Annotated in this window: 20 protein-coding genes; 11 read left to right on the top strand and 9 right to left on the bottom strand. The window is 60.4% G+C overall.

Going from position 1 to position 24069, the window contains the following annotated elements:
• Positions 1–3 precede the first annotated feature (3 nt).
• The 3 genes from BLU52_RS24025 (at position 4) to BLU52_RS24015 (ending at position 3442) form a co-directional block, all read left to right on the top strand.
• Positions 4–552, top strand: a complete 549-nt coding sequence (locus BLU52_RS24025) for a cupin domain-containing protein (RefSeq protein WP_016772566.1) — start codon at positions 4–6, stop codon at positions 550–552.
• Between the two features lie 182 nt (positions 553–734).
• Positions 735–1148 (top strand): c-type cytochrome, encoded by a 414-nt coding sequence (locus BLU52_RS24020; RefSeq protein WP_090287481.1) that lies wholly within the window; start codon positions 735–737, stop codon positions 1146–1148.
• A gap of 371 nt (positions 1149–1519) precedes the next feature.
• Complete coding sequence (locus tag BLU52_RS24015; RefSeq protein WP_090287479.1) at positions 1520–3442, top strand: acetyl-CoA hydrolase/transferase C-terminal domain-containing protein; 1923 nt, start codon at positions 1520–1522, stop codon at positions 3440–3442.
• A gap of 131 nt (positions 3443–3573) precedes the next feature.
• Here BLU52_RS24015 and BLU52_RS24010 read toward each other — a convergent pair whose 3' ends face one another.
• Both BLU52_RS24010 and rep read right to left on the bottom strand, forming a co-directional pair.
• Positions 3574–4146: a xanthine phosphoribosyltransferase gene (locus BLU52_RS24010; protein WP_090287476.1), complete on the bottom strand. Its 573-nt coding sequence runs from the start codon at positions 4144–4146 to the stop codon at positions 3574–3576.
• 57 nt (positions 4147–4203) lie between these two features.
• The gene (gene rep / locus BLU52_RS24005; RefSeq protein ID WP_090287474.1) at positions 4204–6213 is read right to left on the bottom strand and encodes a DNA helicase Rep; all 2010 of its coding nucleotides are present in this window, start codon (positions 6211–6213) and stop codon (positions 4204–4206) included.
• Between the two features lie 271 nt (positions 6214–6484).
• Here rep and BLU52_RS24000 point away from each other — a divergent pair, with 271 nt between their 5' ends.
• The gene (locus BLU52_RS24000) at positions 6485–8158 is read left to right on the top strand and encodes a putative bifunctional diguanylate cyclase/phosphodiesterase (protein ID WP_090287472.1); all 1674 of its coding nucleotides are present in this window, start codon (positions 6485–6487) and stop codon (positions 8156–8158) included.
• A gap of 108 nt (positions 8159–8266) precedes the next feature.
• Here BLU52_RS24000 and BLU52_RS23995 read toward each other — a convergent pair whose 3' ends face one another.
• The gene (locus tag BLU52_RS23995) at positions 8267–9661 is read right to left on the bottom strand and encodes a NorM family multidrug efflux MATE transporter (RefSeq protein ID WP_090287470.1); all 1395 of its coding nucleotides are present in this window, start codon (positions 9659–9661) and stop codon (positions 8267–8269) included.
• A 156-nt stretch (positions 9662–9817) separates the two neighbouring features.
• On the opposite strand from BLU52_RS23995, the gene BLU52_RS23990 reads away from it, so the two are divergent.
• The 3 genes from BLU52_RS23990 (at position 9818) to BLU52_RS23980 (ending at position 14339) form a co-directional block, all read left to right on the top strand.
• A complete protein-coding gene (locus BLU52_RS23990; protein WP_090287468.1) occupies positions 9818–10738 on the top strand; it encodes a LysR substrate-binding domain-containing protein in 921 nt (306 codons plus the stop codon).
• Between the two features lie 190 nt (positions 10739–10928).
• On the top strand, positions 10929–12905 hold the full coding sequence (locus tag BLU52_RS23985; protein WP_090287466.1) for a methyl-accepting chemotaxis protein: 1977 nt from the start codon (positions 10929–10931) through the stop codon (positions 12903–12905).
• A gap of 219 nt (positions 12906–13124) precedes the next feature.
• Entirely contained in the window at positions 13125–14339 is a 1215-nt protein-coding gene (locus BLU52_RS23980; RefSeq protein WP_090287463.1) for an aldose 1-epimerase family protein, read from the top strand.
• On the opposite strand, the gene BLU52_RS23975 is transcribed toward BLU52_RS23980, so the two are convergent.
• Together BLU52_RS23975 and BLU52_RS23965 are read right to left on the bottom strand one after the other, a co-directional pair.
• A complete protein-coding gene (locus BLU52_RS23975; RefSeq protein ID WP_090287461.1) occupies positions 14336–15829 on the bottom strand; it encodes a YifB family Mg chelatase-like AAA ATPase in 1494 nt (497 codons plus the stop codon). The two genes, BLU52_RS23980 and BLU52_RS23975, sit on opposite strands and share 4 nt — an antisense overlap.
• 1421 nt (positions 15830–17250) lie before the next feature.
• On the bottom strand, positions 17251–17511 hold the full coding sequence (locus BLU52_RS23965; RefSeq protein WP_007920416.1) for an accessory factor UbiK family protein: 261 nt from the start codon (positions 17509–17511) through the stop codon (positions 17251–17253).
• Between the two features lie 414 nt (positions 17512–17925).
• On the opposite strand from BLU52_RS23965, the gene glnK reads away from it, so the two are divergent.
• The 4 genes from glnK to sutA all read left to right on the top strand — a co-directional run bounded on the left by glnK (position 17926) and on the right by sutA (position 20708).
• The gene (gene glnK / locus BLU52_RS23960; RefSeq protein ID WP_002555808.1) at positions 17926–18264 is read left to right on the top strand and encodes a P-II family nitrogen regulator; all 339 of its coding nucleotides are present in this window, start codon (positions 17926–17928) and stop codon (positions 18262–18264) included.
• Between the two features lie 36 nt (positions 18265–18300).
• Positions 18301–19638 carry an ammonium transporter gene (locus tag BLU52_RS23955; RefSeq protein ID WP_090287459.1) on the top strand — a complete coding sequence of 446 codons (1338 nt, stop codon included), beginning with the start codon at positions 18301–18303 and terminating at the stop codon, positions 19636–19638.
• A gap of 215 nt (positions 19639–19853) precedes the next feature.
• Entirely contained in the window at positions 19854–20279 is a 426-nt protein-coding gene (locus BLU52_RS23950; RefSeq protein WP_090287457.1) for a secondary thiamine-phosphate synthase enzyme YjbQ, read from the top strand.
• A 102-nt stretch (positions 20280–20381) separates the two neighbouring features.
• Entirely contained in the window at positions 20382–20708 is a 327-nt protein-coding gene (sutA, locus tag BLU52_RS23945) for a transcriptional regulator SutA (RefSeq protein WP_016772583.1), read from the top strand.
• 183 nt (positions 20709–20891) lie between these two features.
• On the opposite strand, the gene BLU52_RS23940 is transcribed toward sutA, so the two are convergent.
• The 4 genes from BLU52_RS23940 to dapF are packed head-to-tail and all read right to left on the bottom strand — an operon-like array spanning position 20892 to position 24067.
• Positions 20892–21599 carry an HAD family hydrolase gene (locus BLU52_RS23940; RefSeq protein WP_090287454.1) on the bottom strand — a complete coding sequence of 236 codons (708 nt, stop codon included), beginning with the start codon at positions 21597–21599 and terminating at the stop codon, positions 20892–20894.
• Positions 21596–22495 carry a tyrosine recombinase XerC gene (gene xerC / locus BLU52_RS23935; protein WP_090287452.1) on the bottom strand — a complete coding sequence of 300 codons (900 nt, stop codon included), beginning with the start codon at positions 22493–22495 and terminating at the stop codon, positions 21596–21598. The genes BLU52_RS23940 and xerC overlap by 4 nt, the downstream gene beginning before the upstream one ends.
• Before the next feature lie 2 nt (positions 22496–22497).
• Complete coding sequence (locus tag BLU52_RS23930; protein WP_090287450.1) at positions 22498–23223, bottom strand: DUF484 family protein; 726 nt, start codon at positions 23221–23223, stop codon at positions 22498–22500.
• A 13-nt stretch (positions 23224–23236) separates the two neighbouring features.
• Complete coding sequence (gene dapF, locus BLU52_RS23925) at positions 23237–24067, bottom strand: diaminopimelate epimerase (protein ID WP_090287448.1); 831 nt, start codon at positions 24065–24067, stop codon at positions 23237–23239.
• Positions 24068–24069: the final 2 nt, after the last annotated feature.

Below are 24069 nucleotides of genomic sequence, written 5' to 3'. Positions count from 1 at the left end.
GCCTTGGACGTCGGTGAACGACTGCAATCGATCCGCAAGCTCAAAGGGCTTTCCCAGCGCGAACTCGCCAAACGCGCGGGCGTCACCAACAGCACCATTTCGATGATCGAAAAGAACAGCGTGAGCCCTTCGATCAGTTCGCTGAGAAAGGTGCTCGGCGGCATTCCCATGTCCATGGTCGAGTTCTTTTCCGAAGAGATCCTGCAAGACCAGCCAACCCAGATCGTCTACAAGGCCAACGAGCTGATCGACATTTCCGACGGCGCCGTGACCATGAAACTGGTCGGCCGCGCACACCCGAGCCGCGCCATCGCCTTCCTCAATGAAATCTACCCGCCGGGCGCCGATACCGGCGAAGAAATGCTCACCCACGAGGGCGAGGAAACCGGGATTCTGGTCGAGGGTCGTCTGGAACTGGTGGTCGGCCTGGAAACTTTTATCCTCGAAGCCGGCGACAGCTACTATTTTGAAAGTACCAAGCCGCATCGTTTCCGTAATCCTTTCGATGTGCCTGCGCGACTGATCAGCGCAGCCACACCGGCGAATTTCTAAAGCAAGAGGCGCCAGGCCCTGATGGCCAAGGCTCCCGAACCGTTTGACCGATGCGCAACAAGACCCCTTTAAAAATGGGGTTGTTTCAGTGTGGCGGGCTACCCGCTATACTTGCGCCCGCCTGCGAACCGTGGCCGCAGGCGTGAATAGCCACCATTGAGGGTGAACGCGTGAACCTAATTATGAAAATGCTGGCTGCACCAGCAACCGTACTGGCCCTCTGGGCTGTCAGCGCTCAAGCTGCGACCAATGACGACATTGCCAAACGCCTCGAGCCGGTCGGCCAGGTGTGTGTTCAGGGGCAGGAATGCAAAGGGATGGAAGTGGTTGCAAGCGCTGGCGGCGGCGGTGGAGCCAAGGCGCCTAAAGACGTGATCGCCAAACACTGCAACGCTTGTCACGGCACCGGCCTGCTGGGCGCGCCGAAAATCGGCGACAAGGCCGCCTGGAAAGAGCGGGCCGATCACCAGGGTGGTCTGGACGGCATCCTCGCCAAAGCGATTACCGGTGTTAATGCGATGCCACCGAAAGGCACCTGCGCCGATTGCACCGATGAAGAACTCAAGGGCGCGATCAAAGAGATGTCCGGTCTGTAATCAGCGGCGCTCTGGACGTAAAAAAACCGTCTTCGGACGGTTTTTTTGTGCCTGCGATTTATGGTCTTTCGATTCATTCAAACCCTGACCCTCACCCCAGCCCTCTCCCGGAGGGAGAGGGGGCCGACCGAGGTGTCTGGCGTTCGACATCGACCTGGAAGACCTTGGCGATTATGGATTCGGTAAAGCGGTTTCAGGCCGCTGCAGATTCCGAATATCCCCGAATCGGTCCCCTCTCCCTCCGGGAGAGGGTTAAGGTGAGGGCAACCATCTCGAGGCGGATAAACACTCAAAACCAAACGCTATCCTTTGCAGCAAACTCAAGGCAATCTCGGTCTACCCCTATCAACGGAACGGGCGGGAGGCTTCAGATGGTGCAGTTGTGTTCGATCGAACAGGCAGTGGACGACGTGCTCGCACGCTTGCCGGCGCATGTCCACATGGGCCTGCCGCTGGGGCTGGGCAAACCCAACCACTTCGTCAACGCGCTGTACCGGCGGATCAAAGACCTGCCCGAGCGCCAGCTGACGATTTACACCGCGCTGTGCCTGGGTCGGCCGAGTCTGGGCGAAGGTTTGCAGAAGCGCTTTATAGAGCCCTTTGTCGAACGGGTTTTCGGCGATTACCCCGAGTTCGATTTTCTCGCTGATCTACAGCGCGACAGCCTGCCCGCCAACATCCGCATTCAACAGTTCTTCATGCAGCCCGGCAGCCTGCTCAACAGCGCCCCGGCACAGCAGGATTACGTCAGCAGCAACTACAGCCATGCCGCCCGCGATATCAACGGCGCCGGCCTGAATCTGGTCGCGCAGTTGCTCGCCAGCAGCAGCGAACACCCGGACCGCCTGAGTCTGAGCTGCAACCCCGACATCACCCTCGATCTATTGCCACTGATCGCCAAGCGCCGCGAAGCCGGAGAGACGATTGTGCTGGTCGGCCAGGTTCACACCGATCTGCCGTACATGCCCGGGGATGCCGAAGTCGATATCGACACCTTTGATTTGCTGATCGACGAGAAGGACAGCTGCACGCTGTTCTCAACGCCGAACATGCCCGTCGGTTTCCAGGACCACTTCATTGGTTTACATGCCAGCACGCTGGTGCGCGACGGCGGCACGCTGCAGATCGGCATCGGTTCGATGGGCGACGCACTGACCGCTGCATTGCTCGCCCGTCAGGCCGACAACGGCGGTTATCGGGCGCTGCTCGATGACATCAATCTGAGCCAGTGGGCGCAACTGATCGAGCGCGAGGGCGGCACCGCACCGTTCGCCAAAGGCTTGTATGGCTGCAGTGAAATGTTCGTCAACGGCCTGCTGGTTTTGGCGGAGGCGGGGATCATCCGGCGCAAGGTCTACCCGGATGTGCCGACCCAGGAGCAGGCCAATGCCGGCACCCTCGACGAGGCGGCGCAGCCTGACGGCATTTGCGTACACGGCGGCTTCTTCCTCGGCCCGCGCAGTTTCTATGAGCGTTTGCGTGAGTTGCCGCCAAGCAAAATGCTCGAGTTCAACATGACCCGCATCAGCTACATCAACGAGCTGTACGGGCAGGAAGAGCTCAAGCGTTTGCAACGCCTCGATGCGCGGTTCATCAACACGGTATTCACCATGACCCTGCTCGGCGCCGGGGTGGCTGACCAGTTGCAGGACGGGCGCGTGCTCAGCGGTGTCGGCGGACAGTACAACTTCGTCGCCCAGGGCCATGCGCTGGATGGGGCGCGATCGATTCTGATCTTGCGCAGCTGGCGCGAATCGGCTGGCGAGGTCAGTTCGAATATCGTCTGGGAATACGGTCATTGCACGATTCCGCGGCATTTACGCGATATCGTCGTCACCGAATACGGCATCGCCGATCTGCGCGGCAAACCCGACGCGGCGGTAATCGAGGCGTTGCTCAATATCAGCGATTCGCGCTTTCAGCCGGGGCTGATCGAACAGGCACAAAAGGTCGGCAAACTGCCAAAGGATTTCCGCATCGATCCGCGTTTCGCCGACAACACGCCGCAACGCTTGCAGGCGATCGCCGCACGGCATCCGAATCTGTTTCCGGAATATCCGCTGGGCTGTGATTTCACCGCGATCGAACGCGACCTGCTGCGCGCGCTGAACTGGCTGAAGAGCAAGTTCAAGCTGACCGAGATACTGGAATTGGGCAAGGCTGCGCTGGATGCGCCGGAGGCATCAGCGTTTCCGGAACATCTGGAACGGATGCAGCTCACGAACCCGGAGGGGCTGAAAGAGGAGCTGTTTCAACGTTTGTTGCTCACCGGCCTCAAAGCCACCGAGCAATAACTGCCCGCCTCAAAACCAACTGTGGGAGTGAGCCTGCTCGCGATCGCGGTGCATCAGTCACCGAAAGGGTCGACTGACACTACGCTATCGCGAGCAGGCTCACTCCTACAGGGGATCGGCGAGGTAGCTGGTTAATCGATGAAGGTTACAACGCCGTCCTTCAACGATTTCACGCGGGCCAGCGACTCGACGCGGTAGCCCTGCGAATCCAGCTCGGCGCGGCCGCCCTGGAACGATTTCTCGATGACGATGCCCAGACCGGCCACGGTGGCGCCGGCCTGTTTGATGATCGAGATCAGCGCCTGCGACGCCTTACCGTTGGCGAGGAAGTCGTCGATGATCAGCACGCGGTCGCTGCTGGTCAGGTGGCGCGGGGAAATCGCCACGGTGCTTTCGGTCTTCTTGGTGAACGAGTAGACGGTTGCCGACAGCAGGTTTTCAGTCAGGGTCAGGGACTGCTGCTTGCGGGCAAAGATCACCGGCACGCCGAGGTTCAAGCCGGTCATGATCGCCGGGGCGATGCCCGAAGCTTCGATGGTGACGATCTTGGTGATCCCCGAGTCCTTGAACAGCGCGGCGAATTCGTCGCCGATCAGCTTCATCAGGGCCGGGTCGATCTGGTGGTTCAGGAAGGCGTCGACCTTCAGGACCTGGTCGGAAAGCACAATGCCTTGTTCGCGGATTTTCTGCTGCAATGCTTCCATGAAGCTGTCCTCATTTGGCGCCTGGTGCGCCGAAGGTCTAGTAAAAAGTGGCCAATTCTAGCGCTTTAACATCGCGCGTATGTCGGCCAAAGCGTTATTGCCGCGCACGGCTTTGACTTCGGTCGGGGTGTCGTCGTTGCCTTCCCAGGCGAGGTCGTCCGGCGGCAGCTCATCGAGGAAACGGCTCGGCGCACAGTCGATGATCTCGCCGTACTGCTTGCGCTTGGCCGCGAAAGTAAACGCCAGGGTCTGACGAGCGCGGGTGATACCCACGTAGGCCAGGCGGCGTTCTTCTTCGATGGTGTCGGCTTCGATGCTGGAGCGGTGCGGGAGGATTTCCTCTTCCATGCCCATGATGAACACGTAAGGGAATTCCAGCCCCTTGGAGGCGTGCAATGTCATCATTTGCACGCCTTCGGCGCCGTCCTCTTCTTCCTGCTGACGTTCGAGCATGTCGCGCAGCACCAATTTGCCGATGGCGTCCTCGATGGTCATTTCGCCTTCTTCGTCTTTTTCGAGGGTGTTTTTCAACGCCTCGATCAAGAACCAGACGTTGCTCATGCGGTAATCGGCTGCCTTGTCGCTGGAGCTGTTGGTGCGCAGCCAGTTCTCGTAGTCGATGTCCATGACCATGCTGCGCAGCGCCGAGATCGGATCTTCGCCGGCGCACTGCTCGCGGACCTTGTCCATGAAGCGCTTGAAGCGCGCCAGGCGATCGGTGAAGCGGCTGTCCAGATGCTCGCCGAGGCCGATTTCATCGGTGGCGGCGTACATCGAGATCTTGCGCTCGGTGGCGTAGTTGCCGAGCTTTTCCAGGGTGGTCGAGCCGATTTCGCGGCGCGGCACATTGATCACTCGCAGAAAGGCGTTGTCGTCATCCGGGTTTACGATCAGGCGGAAGTAGGCCATCAGGTCCTTCACTTCCTGGCGGCCGAAAAAGCTGTTGCCGCCGCTGAGGCGATACGGCACCTGATGGTGCTGCAGCTTCAATTCGATCAGTTTGGCCTGATAGTTACCGCGATAGAGAATCGCGAAATCGCTGTAAGGGCGGTCAGTGCGCAGGTGCAGGCTGAGGATTTCCATGGCCACGCGCTCGGCTTCGGCGTCTTCGTTGCGGCAGCGGATCACGCGGATCTCGTCACCGTGGCCCATTTCACTCCACAGCTGCTTTTCGAATTCGTGCGGGTTGTTCGAGATCAGCACGTTGGCGCAGCGCAGGATGCGACTGGTCGAACGGTAGTTCTGCTCGAGCATCACCACTTTCAGCGACGGGTAGTCGTCCTTGAGCAGCATCAGGTTTTCCGGCCGCGCGCCGCGCCAGGCGTAGATCGACTGGTCGTCGTCGCCGACCACGGTGAACTGGTTGCGCTTGCCGATCAGCATCTTCACCAGCAGGTACTGGCTGGCGTTGGTGTCCTGATATTCATCGACCAGCAGGTAACGCACCTTGTTCTGCCACTTTTCGAGAATGTCGGCGTGTTCTTCGAAGAGTTTCACCGGCAGCAGGATCAGGTCGTCGAAGTCCACCGCGTTGAACGCCTTGAGCGTGCGCTGGTAGTGGGTGTAGACGATGGCGGCGGTCTGCTCCTTGGGATTGCGCGCGTTTTCCAGCGCCTGCGGCGGCAGGATCAGGTCGTTTTTCCAGGCGCCGATCATGTTCTTGATCTCGTCGACGCCATCGTCGCCTGCATATTCCTTCTGCATGATGTCGGTCATCAGGGCTTTGACGTCGGTCTCGTCGAAGATCGAGAAACCGGGTTTGTAGCCCAGCCGCGCATGCTCCTTGCGGATAATGTTCAGGCCCAGGTTGTGGAAGGTGCAGACCGTCAGGCCGCGGCCTTCGCCGGCACGCAGCAGGCTGCCGACCCGCTCTTTCATCTCGCGCGCGGCCTTGTTGGTAAACGTCATGGCGACGATGTACTGGGCGCGGATGCCGCAGTTCTGGATCAGGTGCGCGATTTTGCGCGTGATCACGCTGGTCTTGCCGGAGCCAGCACCGGCGAGCACCAATAGAGGGCCGCCGACGTAGTTCACGGCTTCTTGCTGCCGGGGATTGAGTCGGGACATACGAAAATTCGGGAGTCGTTGACGAAATGGGCCGGCATTTTAACAGGCTCAGCGAATTGTGCTGCTCTGTCCGACTTGTGACGTACCACGCGATGCGGATTTGCCGGTTTTGTTACTTTCACGCAGGATGCGCGGTGATTTTGCGGCTAATGTTCTCGTTTGTGACCAAAGATAACGTTTTGTCCGACGTTGATGGTCATGCGCATTGGTCAATGTTACACACAACGGCATAATGCCCAGCCCACATCTTTGCAGAGTCTAGGGAGTCAGCTTGTCTACGCCTGTCGAGCCCTTGCGTTTGCTGTTACTGGCCGAAGAGCCAGCGTGGACAGCGTTATTGCGCGAGTGTCTGGCGCCCATGGGGAGCGCGGCGGTGCTGATCAGCGCGCCGAGCTGGGAGTCGGTCAGCAGCCTGTTCGAAGACAACCGCCATGCGGTGTTATTGACCATTCCTGCGTTGCAACCGGCACCGGGCCGTTGCAGCCTGCCGACGGTATTGCTGCTCGATCACGAACCGGCCACGGCGCCGGACGGGGTCAGTGACTGGTTGGCATTCGATGCCCTCGACGCCGGCATGCTGCGCCGTTGCCTGCGCCATGTGCGCGAGCGCGGCGTGCTCGAAAACACGTTGCAGCGCCTGGCCGAACAGGATCCGCTGACCGGTATCGCCAACCGCCAGGGTTTCCAGACCCTGCTGACGGCGCGTCTGGCGGAAAACGACGGCCGTGGCCTGGCCCTCGGGCATCTTGACCTCGACAATTTTCGCCACGCCAATGATGCCCTCGGTCATCAGGCTGGCGACCGGCTGATCCTGCAAGTGGTCGCGCGGCTGAAAAGCCAGCTTGAGGCCGGTGATCAACTGGCGCGCCTGGGCAGCGATGAATTCGCCTTGCTGATCGACACCCGCCGTGCGCCGGAGCGGGCCGAGTGGATGGCCGAGCGCATTACCGAAGCGCTGGCCGAACCGTATTGGGTCGATGGCGAGAGCCTGTTGATCGGCTCCAGCCTCGGCATCGCCCACGCTCGCGCGCAGGCCGGTGCCGACCCGCTGATGTGGCACGCGCACATTGCCATGCAGCAAGCCAAAAGCACTCAGGGCTGTACCTTTCATATCTTTAACGAGCGCATCAACCGTAACGCGCGCAGCATGGCCGATCTGGAAAGCGAGCTGCGCCGGGCGCTGCGGCGCGATGAGCTGGAGCTGCATTACCAGCCACGGCTGAATCTTGAGGATGGCCAGATCGTCGGCCTCGAAGCCCTGGTGCGCTGGCGTCATGGCGAACGCGGCCTGTTGCCACCGAGCGAATTCGTGCCGCTGGCCGAGCAGAGCGGTTTGATCGTGCCGCTGGGCTACTGGGTGATTTCCCGCGCCCTGCGCGACATGCAGGCGCTGCGCGGGCAAGGCTTGCCGGCGCTGCACATGGCAATCAACCTGTCGTTCCGCCAGTTTCAGGACAGCCAGTTGCTGCCGACCTTGAGCCGTCTGATTCTGGAACGCGGGGTCGAGGCGCAATGGCTGGAATTCGAACTGACCGAAACCGCGGTGATGCGCCGCAGCGATCTGGTCAAGCAGACCATGGACGCCCTTGGCCGCCTCGGCGTGCGCTTTTCGCTGGATGACTTCGGCACCGGGTTCTCCTCATTCGTGCACCTCAACAGCCTGCCGATCACCTTGCTGAAGATCGACAAAAGCTTTGTCGGCGGCATGGAACAGCGTGAAGAGAACCGCAAACTGGTGCACGCGATGATCAATCTTGCGCACAACCTGCAGCTGGAAGTGGTGGCCGAAGGCGTGGAGACTTCCGAGCAACTGGAACTGCTGCGCGGGTTCGGTTGCGATCAGGTGCAGGGTTACCTGATCAGCCGGCCGTTGCCGCTGGCGGAGCTGGTGGAGTTCCTGGTGTCTGGATCGAGTCAGCAGCCAGCTTTGGAGATCGTGAGCTAAAGATCTGTCCCTGTAGGCCTTCGCCTGCTCGCGATAGCTTTCCAACGGCCGACATTCGCATTGTCTGATACACCGCTATCGCGAGCAGGCTCACTCCTGCAGGGGATCTCATTCGGCTTGAGGAATGTTGAAGCCCTGAGATTGCGGCTCGCGCCGAATCATCCGCTGCATCTTCCACTCAAACGCCAGCGTCAGGCTCACCGCCGCGCACGCCAACCCGAGTGCCAGCCCCCACCAGACCCCGGTCGGCCCCCCGTTCAGGTGGAACGCCATCCACCACGCCGCCGGCGCGCCGATCAGCCAGTAGCAAGCAAGCCCGACCAGAAACGTAGTCTTGGCGTCCTTGAGCCCGCGAATACAGCCCATGGCGATCGTCTGCGTGCCATCGAACAGCTCGAACCAGGCCGCCACGGCCAGCAGGCTGACCGCGAGGCGGATCACCTCGGCATACGCCGGGTCGTCATGGTCAAGGAACAACCCGACCAGTTCGTTCGGCAATAGCCAGAACACCAAGGCAAAACCGAGCATCACCACTGCACCGAAGGCGATGCCGACGCGACCGGACATGCGCGCGTCAATCAGTTGCCCGGCGCCGTAATGCTGGCCGACGCGCATGGTGATCGCATAGGACATTCCGGCCGGCACCATGAACGCCACCGAAACGATCTGCAGCGCGATCTGGTGCGCGCCCATTTGCGTACTGCCCATGGTGCCCATGCACAGCGCGGCGAAGGCAAACAAACCGACTTCCACCGCATAGGTGCCGCCGATTGGCAGGCCGAGGCGCCACAGTTCTTTCAGATATTGCCGGTTGGGCCGCGCCAGCCCGGCACGCAAGGGATAAGCGTCGTACGCCGGATGCCGACGGATATGCCAGGCCAGCGCCAGTGCCATGCAGTTGGCAACAATCGCCGTGACCAGGCCAATACCGGTCAGTCCGAGCTGCGGCAGGCCGAACATGCCGGTGATCAAGGCGTAATTGAGCAAGAAGTTGGCCACGGTGCCGGCGAGGCTGATGACCATCACCGGCGTCGCTCGACCAATCGCACTGGTGAAACCACGCAACGCCATGAAGCTCAGGTAGCCGGGCAGGGCGAAGGGCAGGGCGATCAGAAATTGCCCGGCGGCATTGACGTTGGTTTCGGTCTGGCCGAACAGCAACAATACCGGTTTGAGGTTCCACAACAACAGTCCGGCGCCCAGTGCCATCAGCCACGCCAGCCACAAACCGGCCTGGGTCAGGCGCGCCGCACCGATGATATCGCCGGCACCCTGCCGAATCGCCACCAGCGTGCCGACGGCGGCGATCACGCCGATGCAGAAAATCGACACGAACGAATAGCTCGCCGCGCCCAGGCCTCCGCCCGCCAAGGCCTCGGGACTCAGGCGCGCCATCATTAGCGTGTCAGTCAGCACCATGAGCATGTGCGCCAACTGGGAAGCGATCAGCGGCCCGGCCAGCCGCAAAATGGCCCAGAGTTCGCTACGCACAGGATGCTGCATGTCATCACCACTCGATTCAGAGGGAACAGGAGAGCATCGATTCTCGGCGTGTGGGCGTAATTGCACAAAGGGATAAAAAGGATGGGTGGCATGATTAAAACTCATCCAGCGCCGATTCTGCTAAGTTGGCCGCATCCCGCCACTGGAGCCTTGCACATGTCCCGTCGCCTTCCACCGTTGTATGCCCTGCGCGCATTCGAAGCGGCGGCGCGGCATAGCTCGTTCACCCGCGCTGCTGAAGAGTTGTCGATTACCCAGAGTGCAGTGAGTCGACATATCCGCACCCTCGAAGAACACTTTGCCTGCCGGTTGTTTCAGCGCAGCGGGCGCAATTTGCAACTGACCGAAGCCGCGCGGCTTTTATTGCCGGGCATTCGCGAAGGTTTCACTGCGCTGGAGCGCGCCTGCAACACTTTGCGCGCCGAAGACGACATCCTGCGCATGAAGGCGCCGTCGACCCTGACCATGCGCTGGCTGTTGGCGCGCCTGAGTCGCTTTCGCCATTTGCAGCCGGGCAACGAAGTACAACTGACCAGCGCGTGGATGGACATCGATTCGGTGGATTTCAATGACGAGCCGTTCGATTGCGCCGTGCTGTTGAGCGATGGCCATTTTCCGCCGGACTGGGAGGCCAGCCTGTTGTTTGCCGAGGAGCTGATCCCGGTCGGTGCGCCCAATCTGCTCAACGACCAACCGTGGGATGTGGAGCGGCTGGCCAGCACCGAATTGCTTCATCCGACCCCGGACCGTCGCGACTGGCGCAGTTGGCTGGAATGCATGGGATTGTCGGATCAGGTTTCACTCAAGGGTGGGCAAGTGTTCGATACCCTCGAACTGGGGATGATCGCTGCGGCGCGCGGCTACGGCGTGTCGATGGGCGATCTGTTGATGGTGGCTGAAGATGTCGCCCAAGGACGTCTGAGCCTGCCGTGGCCGACGGCGGTCGCCAGTGGCCTGAATTATTACCTGGTGTGGCCGAAAACCCGTCCCGGAGGTGAACGTTTGCGCCGCCTCAGTGACTTCCTCCAGGGCGAAGTCCGCGCCATGGAACTGCCAGCGGTGGCGCGCTTGAGCTGAAACGTTGGAGCGGCGACAATGCAGGCCTTAAGCCATACCCACGTTGCGCGCTCAAGTATTCGGATTCACCGCCGACTATGAGCAAGTGGAACCGTCGTGCCGGTTCCAGGCTGCACCCCCATTATTAGAATATTTTCCCGGGCATTTACCGCGATCAAGGAGGATTCGGTGGCTCGGCCAGGAGCTGTTCATGTCTCAACCTCGTGCTCGGATCGCCTCGCAGCTGGGCCTCGCCCTCGCCGTGATACTGGCGATTGTCATCAGCGGCAGTACGGTGTTCGCCCTGCGTTCGCTGGACTCTGCCAACCTCGCCACCCGTGAAGAGCATCTGGCCAGTGAGGCGCGGCTGCTGGCCGACCAACTGAGCACGTTCCACGGCACCTTGCGTGAAAGCACCCTGCGCCTGAGCGGCTTGTTCGAAAAGCGCTTCGGCAGCGGCCTGAGCGTGCACCCTGACCAGCCCGTGACCGTGGCCGGCGTGCAGACCCCAGGCCTGCATCTGGGCAACGAAGTGCTGAACAACAACTTCAAGGAAGTCGACGAGTTCAAGCAGATGACCGCCGGTGTGGCCACGGTGTTCGTGCGCAGCGGCGAAGACTTCATTCGCGTCAGCACCAACGTCAGCAAGCAGGACGGCACCCGCGCCATCGGCACCGTGCTCGATCATGCCAACCCGGCGTACGCGAAGTTGATGGCGGGGCAGAGTTACGTCGGCCGCTCGCTGCTGTTCGAGCGCTATTACATGTCGCAGTACACGCCGGTGCGTGACGGCAGCGGCAAGATCATTGCCGTGTTGTATGTCGGCTTCGATTACACCGACGCGCAGAACGCCCAGTTCGCCAACCTCAAGCGCTTCCGCATCGGCCAGACCGGCTCGCTGGCCCTGCTCGACGAGCAGAACAAATGGCTGGTGCCGATCGCCGGTGTCCAGTCGCTGGACCAAGCGGTGCCAGCCATCAACGCACTGGTGAAAACTCCGGGTAAAGGCGAGTTCTGGAGCGACAACGGCGAAGATTTCTACAGCATTGCCGTGCCGTTCGAAGGTGGCCCGTGGTCGGTGGTGGCGAGCATGCCGAAAGCCGAGATTCGCGCGGTGACCTGGAGCGTCGGCACGCAACTGGCAATTGGCAGTCTGCTGGCGATGTTGCTGGCGGTCGGTTCGGTAGTCTGGCTGCTGCGCAGCAAACTGGCGCCGTTGAGCGATCTGGTTCGGCAGGCCGAAGCGTTGGGCGCGGGTGATCTGAGCGTACGTCTGAACGTGTCGAGCAACGATGAAATCGGTCAGTTGTCGCGAGCGTTCAACCAGATGAGCCAGGCCTTGTCGACCATGGTCGAGCACATCCGTCGCTCCTCTGAAGAGGTCAACAGCCGGGCGCAGGCGTTGTCCGGGCTGTCCGGCGGTGCCTATGACGGCATGGAGCAGCAGTCCGGCGAGATCACCAGCATGGCCGGCGCGGTGGAAGAGTTCAGCGCGACCTCGCTGAACATCGCCGACAACATGAGCGCCACCCAGCGTCTGGCCCAGGAAAATGCTCAGCAGACGCAGATCGGCCGCAGCTCGATGGAAGAAGCCTCGTCGTCGCTTGAGCAAATCGCCGGCGCCCTCAACAGCACCGCCACCGTAATCAATACCCTCGGTCAGCGTTCCCAGGAAATCGGCGGCATCGTTGGCGTGATCACCTCGATTGCCGAGCAGACCAACCTGTTGGCACTCAACGCGGCGATCGAAGCGGCGCGTGCCGGTGAGCAGGGTCGCGGCTTTGCCGTGGTCGCCGACGAAGTGCGCAGCCTGGCCTCGCGTACTCGTCAGGCCACTGATGAAATCTCCAGCATGATCCACAGCATCCAGCAGGAAACCGGCAACGCGATCAGCACCATGGAGCAGGGCAATGTGCTGATGCAGGAAGGCCTGTCGCGCAACGCCAATGTCGCCTCGGCGCTGGCGCGGATCGATGAGCAGAGCCGTTCGGCGGGCCAGCAGTTTGCCGCGATCACCACCGCGACGCAGGAGCAGAGCAGCACGGCAACGTTGCTGAGCAGCAACTTGCAGAGCATTGCGCTGGCTAACAGCGAACAACGCGAAGTGGTTTCCAACCTTGCGGTGACCGCCAAAGAGCTGGAAAAACTGGCGGCGGACCTGCGCTCCGAGGTTGATCGCTTCCGTTGATGCGCCTTTGAAATAGCTATCGCGAGCAGGATCGCTCCCACAGTGTCCGGTGCGAATCACAAATGTTGTGAAGCCCCTGAACCTCTGTGGGAGCGAGCCTGCTCGCGATTGCATCACTGAAGATCTTCGGCAGAACATGTGATCTGTCGATTCAATGCACTTGCTGAATCGTTTCCGCAGCGCTATAAAAATGGCACAACTCCAATAAAGGCTGCTGCCATGACCCCGCTCAAACTCGCCCTCGCACTCGGCGCGCTCTCTGCTGCTTCCCACGCCATGGCCTGGGATTACGTCCTTCTCGACACCAACAAACCCGCGCAAAACTGGACCATCACCAGCGCGCAACTGGGCGTGAAAACCGACAAACCCTTTTCCGTCAGCCTGCGCACCCTGCACGGCGGCCGGCAGGAAGGCGTGAGCATCGTCGACATCGATAACGGCACCATGAAACTCTCCGTAGTGCCGACCCGTGGCATGAACGTCTTGCAGGCGTCCGTCGGCGACGTGCGGATGGGCTGGGATTCGCCGGTCAAGGAGGTGGTCAACCCGGCCTTCATCGAACTCAACGGACGCGGTGGCCTCGGCTGGCTGGAAGGCTTCAACGAACTGGTGACCCGCTGTGGTTATGAATGGGTCGGCCATCCGGGCATGGACAATGGTGAGCTGCTGACTTTGCACGGCCGCGCCGCCAATATCCCGGCCAGCACTGTCACCCTGCACATCGACGAAAAACCGCCCTATGCCATCAGCCTGCGTGGCGAGTTGAAAGAGCAGGCGTTCAAGAAGGTCGACTTCTCCGTGGCTACCGAACTGGTCACGCTGCCGGGCAGCGCCGCCTTTAGCCTCAACGATACGCTGACCAACAACGGCGATTACCCGAAGGAATATCAGGCGCTGTATCACAGCAACTTCAGCACGCCATTTCTTGAGCAAGGCGCCCGTTTTGCCGCGCCGGTCAAACAGGTCTCGCCATTCAACGACAAGGCCAAGGGTGATCTGGCCGACTGGCAAACCTATCGCGGGCCGACCAAGGACTACGACGAAACTGTCTACAACGTCGTGCCCTATGCCGATGCCAAGGGACAAACGCTGACCGTGCTGCATAACAAGGCAGGTAGCCTGGGCGTCTCGGTCGGTTTCAACACCTCGCAACTGCCGGTGTTTTCCCTGTGGAAAAATACCGATACCCAAGGGCAGGGCTATGTCACCGGCCTGGAACCGGGGACGAGTTTTTCCTACAACCGCCATTATCAGCGTCCGCTGAAGCTGGTGCCGACCATTGCACCGAAAGCCAGTCAGCAATTCCAGATCAGTTACAGCCTGCTTGCGGACAAGGGCGCTGTGGATAACGCCCTGAAGCGTGTGACCGAGATCCAGGCCGGGCGTGAAACTGAAGTGCGGCAGACGCCGCTGGTGGATCTGACCGCGCATTAAGGCGTCGCTGGCCGATATTGCAGCGCCTCGGCCAGGTGCTCGCGTTTGATGGCATCGGCTTGTTCGAGGTCTGCCAGTGTTCGGGCAACCTTGAGCAAGCGATGCGCCGAGCGTAGCGACAGGGTCAAGCGTTCGCAGGCGGTTTCCAGCCAGGTTTCATCGGCTGTAGATAACTTGCAGTGCCGTTTCAGTCCCGGCAAATCGAGAAAGGCATTGGCGCAGCCCTGCCTTGTTTGCTGTCGTTCACGGGCCTCGGCAACCAACGCGGCTGCACTGGCACTGTCTTCGCCCGGCTTCACCTGCGGGTTCAATGCCGTCGCCTCGCGCGCCACCGTCAGGTGCAAATCGATCCGGTCCAGCAGCGGGCCCGACAGTTTGTTGCGATAGCGCTGGACCATGTCCGGCGTGCATGAGCACTTGCCGCTGGGTTCGCCAAGATATCCACAGGGGCAGGGATTCATCGCGGCGACTAACTGAAAACGCGCCGGAAAACGCACACGATCCTTGGCTCGGGCAATCACGATGTGCCCGGACTCCAACGGCTCGCGCAAAACCTCCAGTACCTTGCGATCGAACTCCGGCAGTTCGTCGAGAAACAGCACGCCGTGATGGGCGAGGGTGATCTCTCCGGGTTGCGGTTTCGAGCTGCCACCGACCAGTGCCGGTCCGGATGCCGAATGGTGCGGTTGGCGAAAGGGGCGTTGCGGCCAATGGGTCAGCGGCGCACCGCTGGCGACCGACTGGATCGCCGCCACCTCCAGCGCTTCACTCTCGGCCAGCGGCGGCAGAAGCCCCGGCAGACGACTCGCCAACAATGTTTTACCGGTACCCGGAGGCCCGCTGAACAGCAGGTTATGCGCGCCAGCCGCCGCGATCAGCAACGCACGTTTGGCTGCCATCTGACCCTGCACTTCATTCAAGTCGGGATAGGGCTTGCTGGCATGCATCAAGCCGTCAGAGACATACGGCTCAACCGGCGTATGCCCGTTGAAATGCGCCACAGCCTCAAGCAGATGATCGACTGCAAACACCTTAAGTCCCGAGGCCAGACACGCTTCTTCCGCATTCGCCCGAGGCACCACCAACGCACGCCCGGCCTTGCGCGCCGCCAACGCTGCCGGCAATACCCCGCGCACTGCTCGTACCGCGCCGGACAACGCCAGTTCGCCCAGGCATTCCACCTCGTCCAGCGTCAGGCACGGCACCTGCACACTCGCCGACAGAATCCCCAAGGCAATCGCCAGATCAAACCGCCCGCCATCCTTGGGCAGATCCGCCGGGGCCAGATTCAGCGTGATCCGCCGCGCCGGAAACTGCAGCCCGGAATTGATGATCGCGCTGCGCACCCGATCCTTGCTCTCCTTCACCGCCGCCTCGGGCAGCCCGACCATGGTCAGCGACGGCAGACCGTTGGCCAGATGGACTTCGACGGTGACAGCAGGGGCTTCCACGCCAATCTGGGCGCGGCTGTGGACGATGGAGAGAGACATGGTCGTTCCTTGAGCTGAATCGTGGGCCGCTTCCTGCGGGTTTTTGAAGGGTAGTTGAGCCGGGCTTCAGTGCTGAAATAGAGGTTTACAAGACGTATCCAGACCCGATTGGCTGTCACTGCTTGCCTGAATTGGAGCGTTGACTCTCGCTCGGCATTGACGAATCCTCCCGCTCGAGGACTGCAACTGCGCATTCGTCGGGACTGGGCACCAGTAAAAGCTCCCCCGCATTTTTGGCAGCAGAGAAAGCTGGTTTCTCTGAAGTAGTGACGACGGGCCAGCTCGTCGGATTCTGAACCCATGGCTGCAAAGCCAAGAGCTAATGAATCGCTGCGACTACTCCTCCAAACACAAAAAAGGCGTCCTATGGACGCCTTTTTATTTTTGACTCAGGATCTTCTACCGGCCAGCGGGCCGCTTGGCTCAAGCTCTGGCCCACACGTAACAGCAACTTCAATAAATCGCCGTTGGTTGGCTGACATATTCCCAGCCAACCGGAGTGCTTCGAGATGTAGTTCAACAATCTGAAGAAGCTTTGCCTTTCGCTTTTTTGGGCTCATACGCACCTCGTGCGATTGGGTTGTTGATTTCGATGTTATTGACCGTTCACAGAAATGACAAGCCGGTTGGTGTGGTCGAATTCGAACCCTAGTTTTCGGTAGTAAAAAACAACATTCGGATCAGGATCCTGAATCTCGATTTCTTTGCATCCTAGCGCTCGCGCATAGTGATCTGCGACAAGCAGAGCAATCGGCGCGATCCTGCCGCGAAGCGGGTGCGCCCTATCCGGATGCCCTTCCAACAGAATAATCTTTAAGCAGATAGAGCTTGCGCGCGGGGTCGCATAGCACATGCCGCAAAGAATCTGTTTGAACCATATCGCCAAATCCAGACCTTTCGCATCTTTACTTTTCCAGTCTGCAACGTCATCCCAAGGGAAAATTGTTGGCCCCTCCCAGAGAAAGTATTGCTTTATCGCTGCTGGGGTAATTGGCTCAAACTTGACCGCTGCTGCATCAATATTTGGGATTCTCGGGGCAATGTCCTTGAGAAAGAATTTGTAGGGCGATCTTTCGCGAGTTTGATCTGAATGTCTGGTTACGAAGATCCGTTGCTTTGCCTTTTCTTCTCATTGTTTTCATCTGTTTGGAGCTGGTCGCAGAAGATAGCCAGCAGAGAGGGGCAGCGAAATCAGACGTGGGGGACGCGTTTTGTAGGACGTTACTTCAGTGAGTGGAGGATTTCGGAGTAGGGGGGGAGATAACGTAGACACAAAAAAGGTCATTTCAGTGGTATCGCTGAAATGACCTTTGGTGAGGTTGCAGCGCAAAAAATCAGATCAATTGCAGAGCCTTTCTCCACCATGAGTTCACAACCGTGCGGTTTACCTGTTCAGCTAGCTCCCACAGGGGATTGCGGTGTTATTCAGCAGGCGGCGTCAGCTTCGCTTCCATCTCGGCAACCTTCGCTTCAAGGCTCTCAAGCCGTGCACGCGTTCGGGCCAACACCACCATCTGACTATCAAACTCTTCACGGCTGACCAGGTCGAGTTTGCTGAAGGCACTCTGCAGCAGCATCTTGAACTGGCTTTCGATTTCGGCTTTCGGCAGCGGGGTGTCGCCGCTGAACAGGCGGGAGGCGGTGCCGCTCAGGGCGTCGAGGAAGTCTTTGGGCGCGAGCATGGTGGATGTCCTGGAAACAATGGGCGGCAGTGTATCACGCAGTGTCTATAGTCAATCCCGTGGTCAGGGATGCACGCTTTTCGTGCAGGCGGACGGACGGCAGCGCACCGTTGTTGTGCGTATCGGCACGGCGGTTTGCGCAAGAGTGTCTGCTGTAGCGGCCAAGGGACTGAAATCATGGCGTTTTGGCGAGATGGCAAGGTTTCTGCTTAGTCACCCTCGACCCATGCACTGATGCAGTCGCTGTGACGAATGCAGTGCGGCAGACGGAGCGGGGAGTTTCGTCTGGATGCGGTTAGCTGGCGTCAGTCGGGCAGGCAAGGCCGACGATGCGTTACAAAGCCAGGCACTGCGCTTAGACTTGAGTCGGGTTTGTTTTCCTGGGGCAAGTCCACCAATTCGGGAGAGAGTTTCATGAAGCTAGTCACTGCCATCATCAAGCCGTTCAAGTTGGACGACGTGCGCGAGTCGCTGTCCGAAATCGGCGTGCAGGGCATTACCGTTACTGAAGTCAAAGGCTTCGGCCGGCAGAAGGGTCACACCGAGCTGTATCGCGGCGCGGAATATGTGGTCGATTTTCTGCCCAAGGTGAAAATCGACGTGGCCATCGACGACAAGGATCTGGACCGGGTTATCGAAGCAATAACCAAGGCTGCCAACACCGGCAAGATCGGTGACGGCAAGATCTTCGTGGTGAATCTGGAACAGGCGATCCGCATCCGTACCGGCGAAACCGATACCGACGCGATCTAAGCCGCCACAAACCCCAACGCCCCAGGAGAAAACAATATGACTCTGCGTAAATTCGCAGGGCTAGGAGCCCTGTTGTCCATCGTAATGCCCAGCCTTGCAATGGCGGCAGACGAAGTGGCGGCCCCAGTCCTCAATTCCGGCGACACTGCCTGGATGCTCACCTCGACAGCCCTTGTGCTGTTCATGACCATTCCCGGCCTTGCACTGTTCTACGGCGGCATGGTCCGCTCGAAAAACATTCTTTCCGTGATGATGCAGTGCTTCGCCATTACCGGTCTGATCAGCATCCTGTGGGTCATCTATGGCTACAGCATTGCGTTCGACACCACCGGCATGGAGCAGGGCGTCGTCAACTTCAATTCGTTCTTCGGTGGCATGGGCAAGGCGTTCCTCGCCGGTGTCACGCCAGCGAGCCTGACAGGCCCCGCGGCGCTGTTTCCTGAAGCAGTGTTCATCACCTTTCAGATGACTTTCGCGATCATCACCCCGGCGCTGATCGTCGGTGCATTCGCCGAGCGCATGAAGTTCTCCGCGATGCTGATCTTCATGGGCATCTGGTTCACCCTCGTTTATGCACCGATCGCGCACATGGTCTGGTCCGGCAACGGCGGCCTGATGTGGGACTGGGGCGTACTCGACTTCGCTGGCGGCACCGTGGTGCACATCAACGCCGGTATCGCTGGTCTGGTGGCGTGCCTGGTGCTGGGCAAGCGCAAAGGCTTCCCGACCACGCCGATGGCTCCACACAACCTCGGTTACACGCTGATGGGCGCCGCCATGCTGTGGGTCGGCTGGTTCGGCTTCAACGCCGGCTCCGCTGCGGCCGCCAACGGCACTGCCGGCATGGCAATGCTGGTCACTCAGATCGCCACCGCCGCTGCGGCACTGGGCTGGATGTTTGCCGAGTGGGTCACCCATGGTAAGCCAAGCGCACTGGGCATTGCCTCGGGTGTGGTTGCCGGTCTGGTGGCAATCACGCCGGCCGCTGGCACCGTAGGCCCGATGGGCGCACTGGTGATCGGTCTGGCGGCAGGCGTGGTGTGCTTCTTCTGCGCCACCACCCTGAAGCGCAAACTCGGTTATGACGATTCCCTGGACGCGTTCGGCGTACACGGTATCGGCGGTATCCTCGGCGCGATCCTCACCGGTGTGTTTGCAGCGCCTGCACTGGGCGGCTTCGGCACCGTGACCGACATCGGCGCACAGGTCTGGATTCAGATCAAAGGCGTCGGCTTCACGGTGATCTACACCGCGATCGTCACCTTCATCATCCTCAAGGTCCTGGGCGCGGTGATGGGTCTGCGCGTGACCGAGGAAGAAGAATCGGTCGGCCTCGATCTGGCACAGCACAACGAACGCGGCTACAACCTGTAAATACGCACAGGAAAAAAATTGCCCGGCTCGCCGGGCATTTTTTTGTCCGCGATTTGTCACTGTGAGAGCAGCTGAAAGGATTTTTCGTACAGCTTTGGTCGTGTTTACCCGTGGCGTTTTTACCCGGCGAATGGCTTACATGATTGCAGGAATATTAGGGCCTTTGTTTTTTCCCAGAGCGCGCTAGAATGCGCCCCGAACGTGCGGAGAACTGTATGTGGCAACAGACTCTGATAACCCTGCGGGCACGGCCCCGGGGCTTTCATCTGGTAACGGATGAGCTGATCGAAAACCTGCCTGAACTCAGGAAGTGTCGGATCGGTCTGTTGCATTTGTGGCTGCAGCATACCTCGGCGTCGTTGACCATCAACGAGAACGCCGATCCGGCGGTACGTCGCGACTTCGAACGATTTTTCAATCGTCTGATCCCACAAGGAACAGACGGCTATGAGCATAACGACGAAGGCCTGGACGACCTCCCGGCGCACTTCAAGGCCAGCGTGCTTGGCTGCCAGATCAGTCTGCCGATTTCGGCAGGTCGCCTGGCACTGGGAACCTGGCAAGGCGTTTATCTGGGCGAGCACCGTGATCATGGCGGTGCCCGTAAAGTCCTCGCCACCTTGCACGGTGAAGGGGCATGAACCATTGGTCATCAATGGTTACCGATTTTTTTCCGGCGACTTTCGACAGTCGCCAAAGCTGGTCTATAACTAATCTGCTTTTCGCAAGTCATGAGGTAGAACATGAGCGACGATGATCTGGAAAACGACGACCTCGAAGTAGGCGACGAAGACGAGGCCGAAGAAGGTCTGGAAGCAGCAGCGGAAGACGTTGCTGAAGACGATGGCGGTGACGATACGCCGGCCCCGGCTGCCAAAGGCAAAGCCAAGGCTGCGGTGTCGGTGGATGAGTTGCCGAGCATTGAAGCCAAGAACAAGGAGCGCGATGCCCTGGCCAAGGCCATGGAAGAGTTCCTTGCGCGCGGTGGCAAGGTGCAGGAGGTGGAGGCCAATGTGGTCGCCGATCCGCCCAAGAAGCCGGACAACAAGTACGGCAGCCGCCCTATCTGAGGCGTGTCGCTCGCTTGCTGAAAAAGCCCGCCGTCGCTGCGGGCTTTTTCATGTCTGAAACAAATGGAGCGGCCACCAAATCCCTGTAGGAGTGAGCCTGCTCGCGATAGCGGTGTATCAGATACATCTAATTGAATGTCACACCGCTATCGCGAGCAGGCTCACTCCTACAGTGGAACTGCGTTAGTTCGAGGGCGCATTCCAGCGTGCGAGCACGGCAGGCAATTCCGTCAGGCTACGAATCTCGGCGTCCGGCGCGCGCTCCGCTTCCCAGACCTTACCCGTCGGGTTGAACCACACCGCGCGCAACCCTGCTTGCTGCGCACCGGCAATGTCATCGCCGGGATGATCGCCGATATGGACCGCCGCCTCGGCACCCACGCCGCCGCGCTGCAACGCTTCATGAAACAGCCGCGCATCCGGTTTGGCGATGCCAATATCTTCGGCGCACAAGGCAAATTTGAAGAAATCCGCCAGCCCCAGCCGGCGCACATCGGCATTGCCGTTGGTGACCACGCCGAGGGCATAGTGATTGGCGAGCAGTTCCAGCAGCGGCTCGACTTCCGGGAACACTTCGATCTGATGCCGTGCATGCAGAAACACTTCAAACGCCTTGTCAGCCAGTTCCGACGCCTCGCCGTGGGCATATCCGGCTTCTTCCAGCGCATGGAACAGTACACGTCGGCGCAGCGCGCTGATGCGGTGCTTGAGACCCGGTTCGCCCGCCAGCACTCGCTCGCGAATCGACCACAAATGCTCCACCGGCACCGCGCCCAGATTCTGCGCATGCTCGCTCAGCCATTCGCGCAACACGGTTTCGGCGCTGGCAATCACCGGCGCGGTATCCCACAAGGTGTCGTCGAGGTCGAAGGTGATCAACTGAATGCTCATGAATCATCGCCTTTCATGCGTTTGGCCCGGGGGTGGGCACTGTCGTAGACCGTGGCCAGGTGCTGGAAGTCCAGGTGGGTGTAGATCTGCGTGGTCTTGATGTCGGAGTGACCGAGCAATTCTTGCACCGCGCGCAAGTCCTGCGAGGATTCGAGCAAGTGGCTGGCGAAAGAATGCCGCAACATGTGCGGATGCAGGTTCTGCCCCAGTTCGCGCTCGCCAGCCAGTTTGACGCGCACCTGAATCGCTCGCGGGCCAAGGCGCCGGCCTTGCTGGCTGACGAACACGGCATCGTCCGCCGGGTTGGTCATCGCCCGCAGCGGCAGCCACTGTTCGATGGCTTCGCGGGCCTTTTTGCCCACCGGCAGCAAACGGGTTTTACTGCCCTTGCCGAGCACCTGAACCATGCCGTCGGCCAGATCGAGTTGATCGAGATTGAGGCCGGTCAGTTCGGAAAGGCGCAAGCCTGAGGAGTAAAACAGTTCGAGAATCGCCTGATCGCGTCGTGCCAGAAAATCATCTTCAACGGCACCTTCGAGCAGTTGCAGCGCGCGGTCGGTATCCAGGGTTTTTGGCAGGCGACGTTCGCCTTTCGGTGGCGCCAGACCGGTGGCCGGGTCGTGATCGCACAGGCCTTCACGGTTGAGGTAGTGATAGAGCCCGCGTACGGCCGACAGCAGGCGGGCGAGGCTGCGCGAGGACTGGCCCTGCGCATGCAGGCGAGCGATCAGGCTGCGCAGGCGCTGGATATCCAGCGCGGCCCAGCTGCCGATGTTCTGCTTGATGCACCAGCCGAGGACTTTATCGAGGTCGCGGCGGTAGGCCGACAGCGTGTGCGGCGACACCTGCCGCTCACTGCGCAGGTGCTCGCAGTAAGCGTCCAGTTGCCGTTCCATGTTCAGCGTACCGAGCGCAGGGAGCTGTTGACCCGTGGCAGCACGCGGCCCATGACTTCGGCGATGTAGCTGAGAAACAGCGTGCCGACCGAGCTTTTGTAATGCTGCGGATCACGGCTGGCGATCGCCAGAATGCCGTGGATGCCTTGATGGCTGACCGCGACCACGGCAGTCGAGCCTATCTGCTTGCGCTGTTCTTCGCCAAAGAGGAAGTCCAGCTCGTGTTCACGCAGACTGCCGCTGACACTTTTACCTTCAGTGAGCAGGCCGCCGATGGCGACCTGCGCGTCGGCGTGAGTGACCCAGCGACCGACCGGTGCCGGGTTGTCGCCGAGCAGGATCAGGCTGACGAACGGCACCTGGAAATCCTGGCGCAGACTGTCTTCGACGCTGATCACTACGTCTTCCAGGCTGGAAGCGTCCATCAGAGCGAGGATCAGCCGGCGGGTCTTGTCGAACAGGCGATCGTTATCGCGGGCAACATCCATCAGCTGCGAGAGGCGGTGACGCATCTCGATATTGCGATCACGCAGGATGGTCATCTGCCGTTCGACCAGCGACACGGTGTCACCGCGACGGTGCGGGATGCGCATGGCCGGCAGCAGTTCTTCGTGCTCGACGAAGAAGTCCGGATGAGCCTCCAGGTAGGCGGCGACTGCTGCCGCTTCCAGGTTCGCGGACGCGGATTCGTCGGACTGTCGGGCGGGTACCTGAGGCTTATCGGTCATGGTTTCTGCTCACTCAAAGACGCACTTGTCCTTCGTATACACGCACTGCCGGACCGGTCATCAGCACCGGTTGGCCGGGGCCGGCCCACTCGATGGACAGACGCCCGCCGGGCAGGTCGATCAACAGCGGCGAATCCATCCACCCCTGGCTGATGGCCGCGACAGCCGCCGCGCATGCGCCGGTGCCGCAGGCCTGGGTTTCCCCAGCGCCGCGTTCCCATACGCGCAATTGCGCACGGTGGCGGTCGATGACCTGAAGGAAACCGACATTGACCCGCGCCGGAAAGCGCGGATGGTGTTCGATTTTCGGCCCCAGCTCATGCACCGGTGCACTGTTGATGTCCTGCACGCGCAGTACCGCGTGCGGGTTGCCCATCGACACGGCCGCCAGTTCGACGGTGGTGCCGTCGACTTCCAGCTGATAGCTGCTGGCCTGCGCTGGCGCTTCGAACGGAATGTCTGCCGGCACCAGGCGTGGCGCGCCCATGTTGACGCCGATCTGGCCGTCGTTACGCACGTCCAGTTCGATGATGCCACCCTTGGTCTCGACGCGGATCTGCCGTTTCGCAGTCAGACGCTTGTCGAGCACGAACCGGGCGAAGCAGCGCGCACCGTTGCCGCACTGCTCGACCTCGGAACCGTCGGAATTGAAGATCCGGTAACGGAAATCCACGTCCGGGTTGCTCGGCGCTTCGACGATCAGCAACTGGTCGAAACCGATGCCGGTATGGCGGTCGCCCCATTGCTTGGCGTGTTTGGGCTGAATGTGCGCGTGCTGGCTGACCAGGTCGAGAACCATGAAGTCATTGCCCAGGCCGTGCATTTTGGTAAAACGCAGCAGCATGG

The organism is Pseudomonas granadensis, assembly GCF_900105485.1.
In the GTDB taxonomy this organism is placed as follows: Bacteria; Pseudomonadota; Gammaproteobacteria; order Pseudomonadales; family Pseudomonadaceae; genus Aquipseudomonas; species Aquipseudomonas granadensis.
The sequence above is the reverse complement of the archived record's forward strand: the minus strand, read 5'-3'. Positions and strand labels throughout refer to the sequence as shown.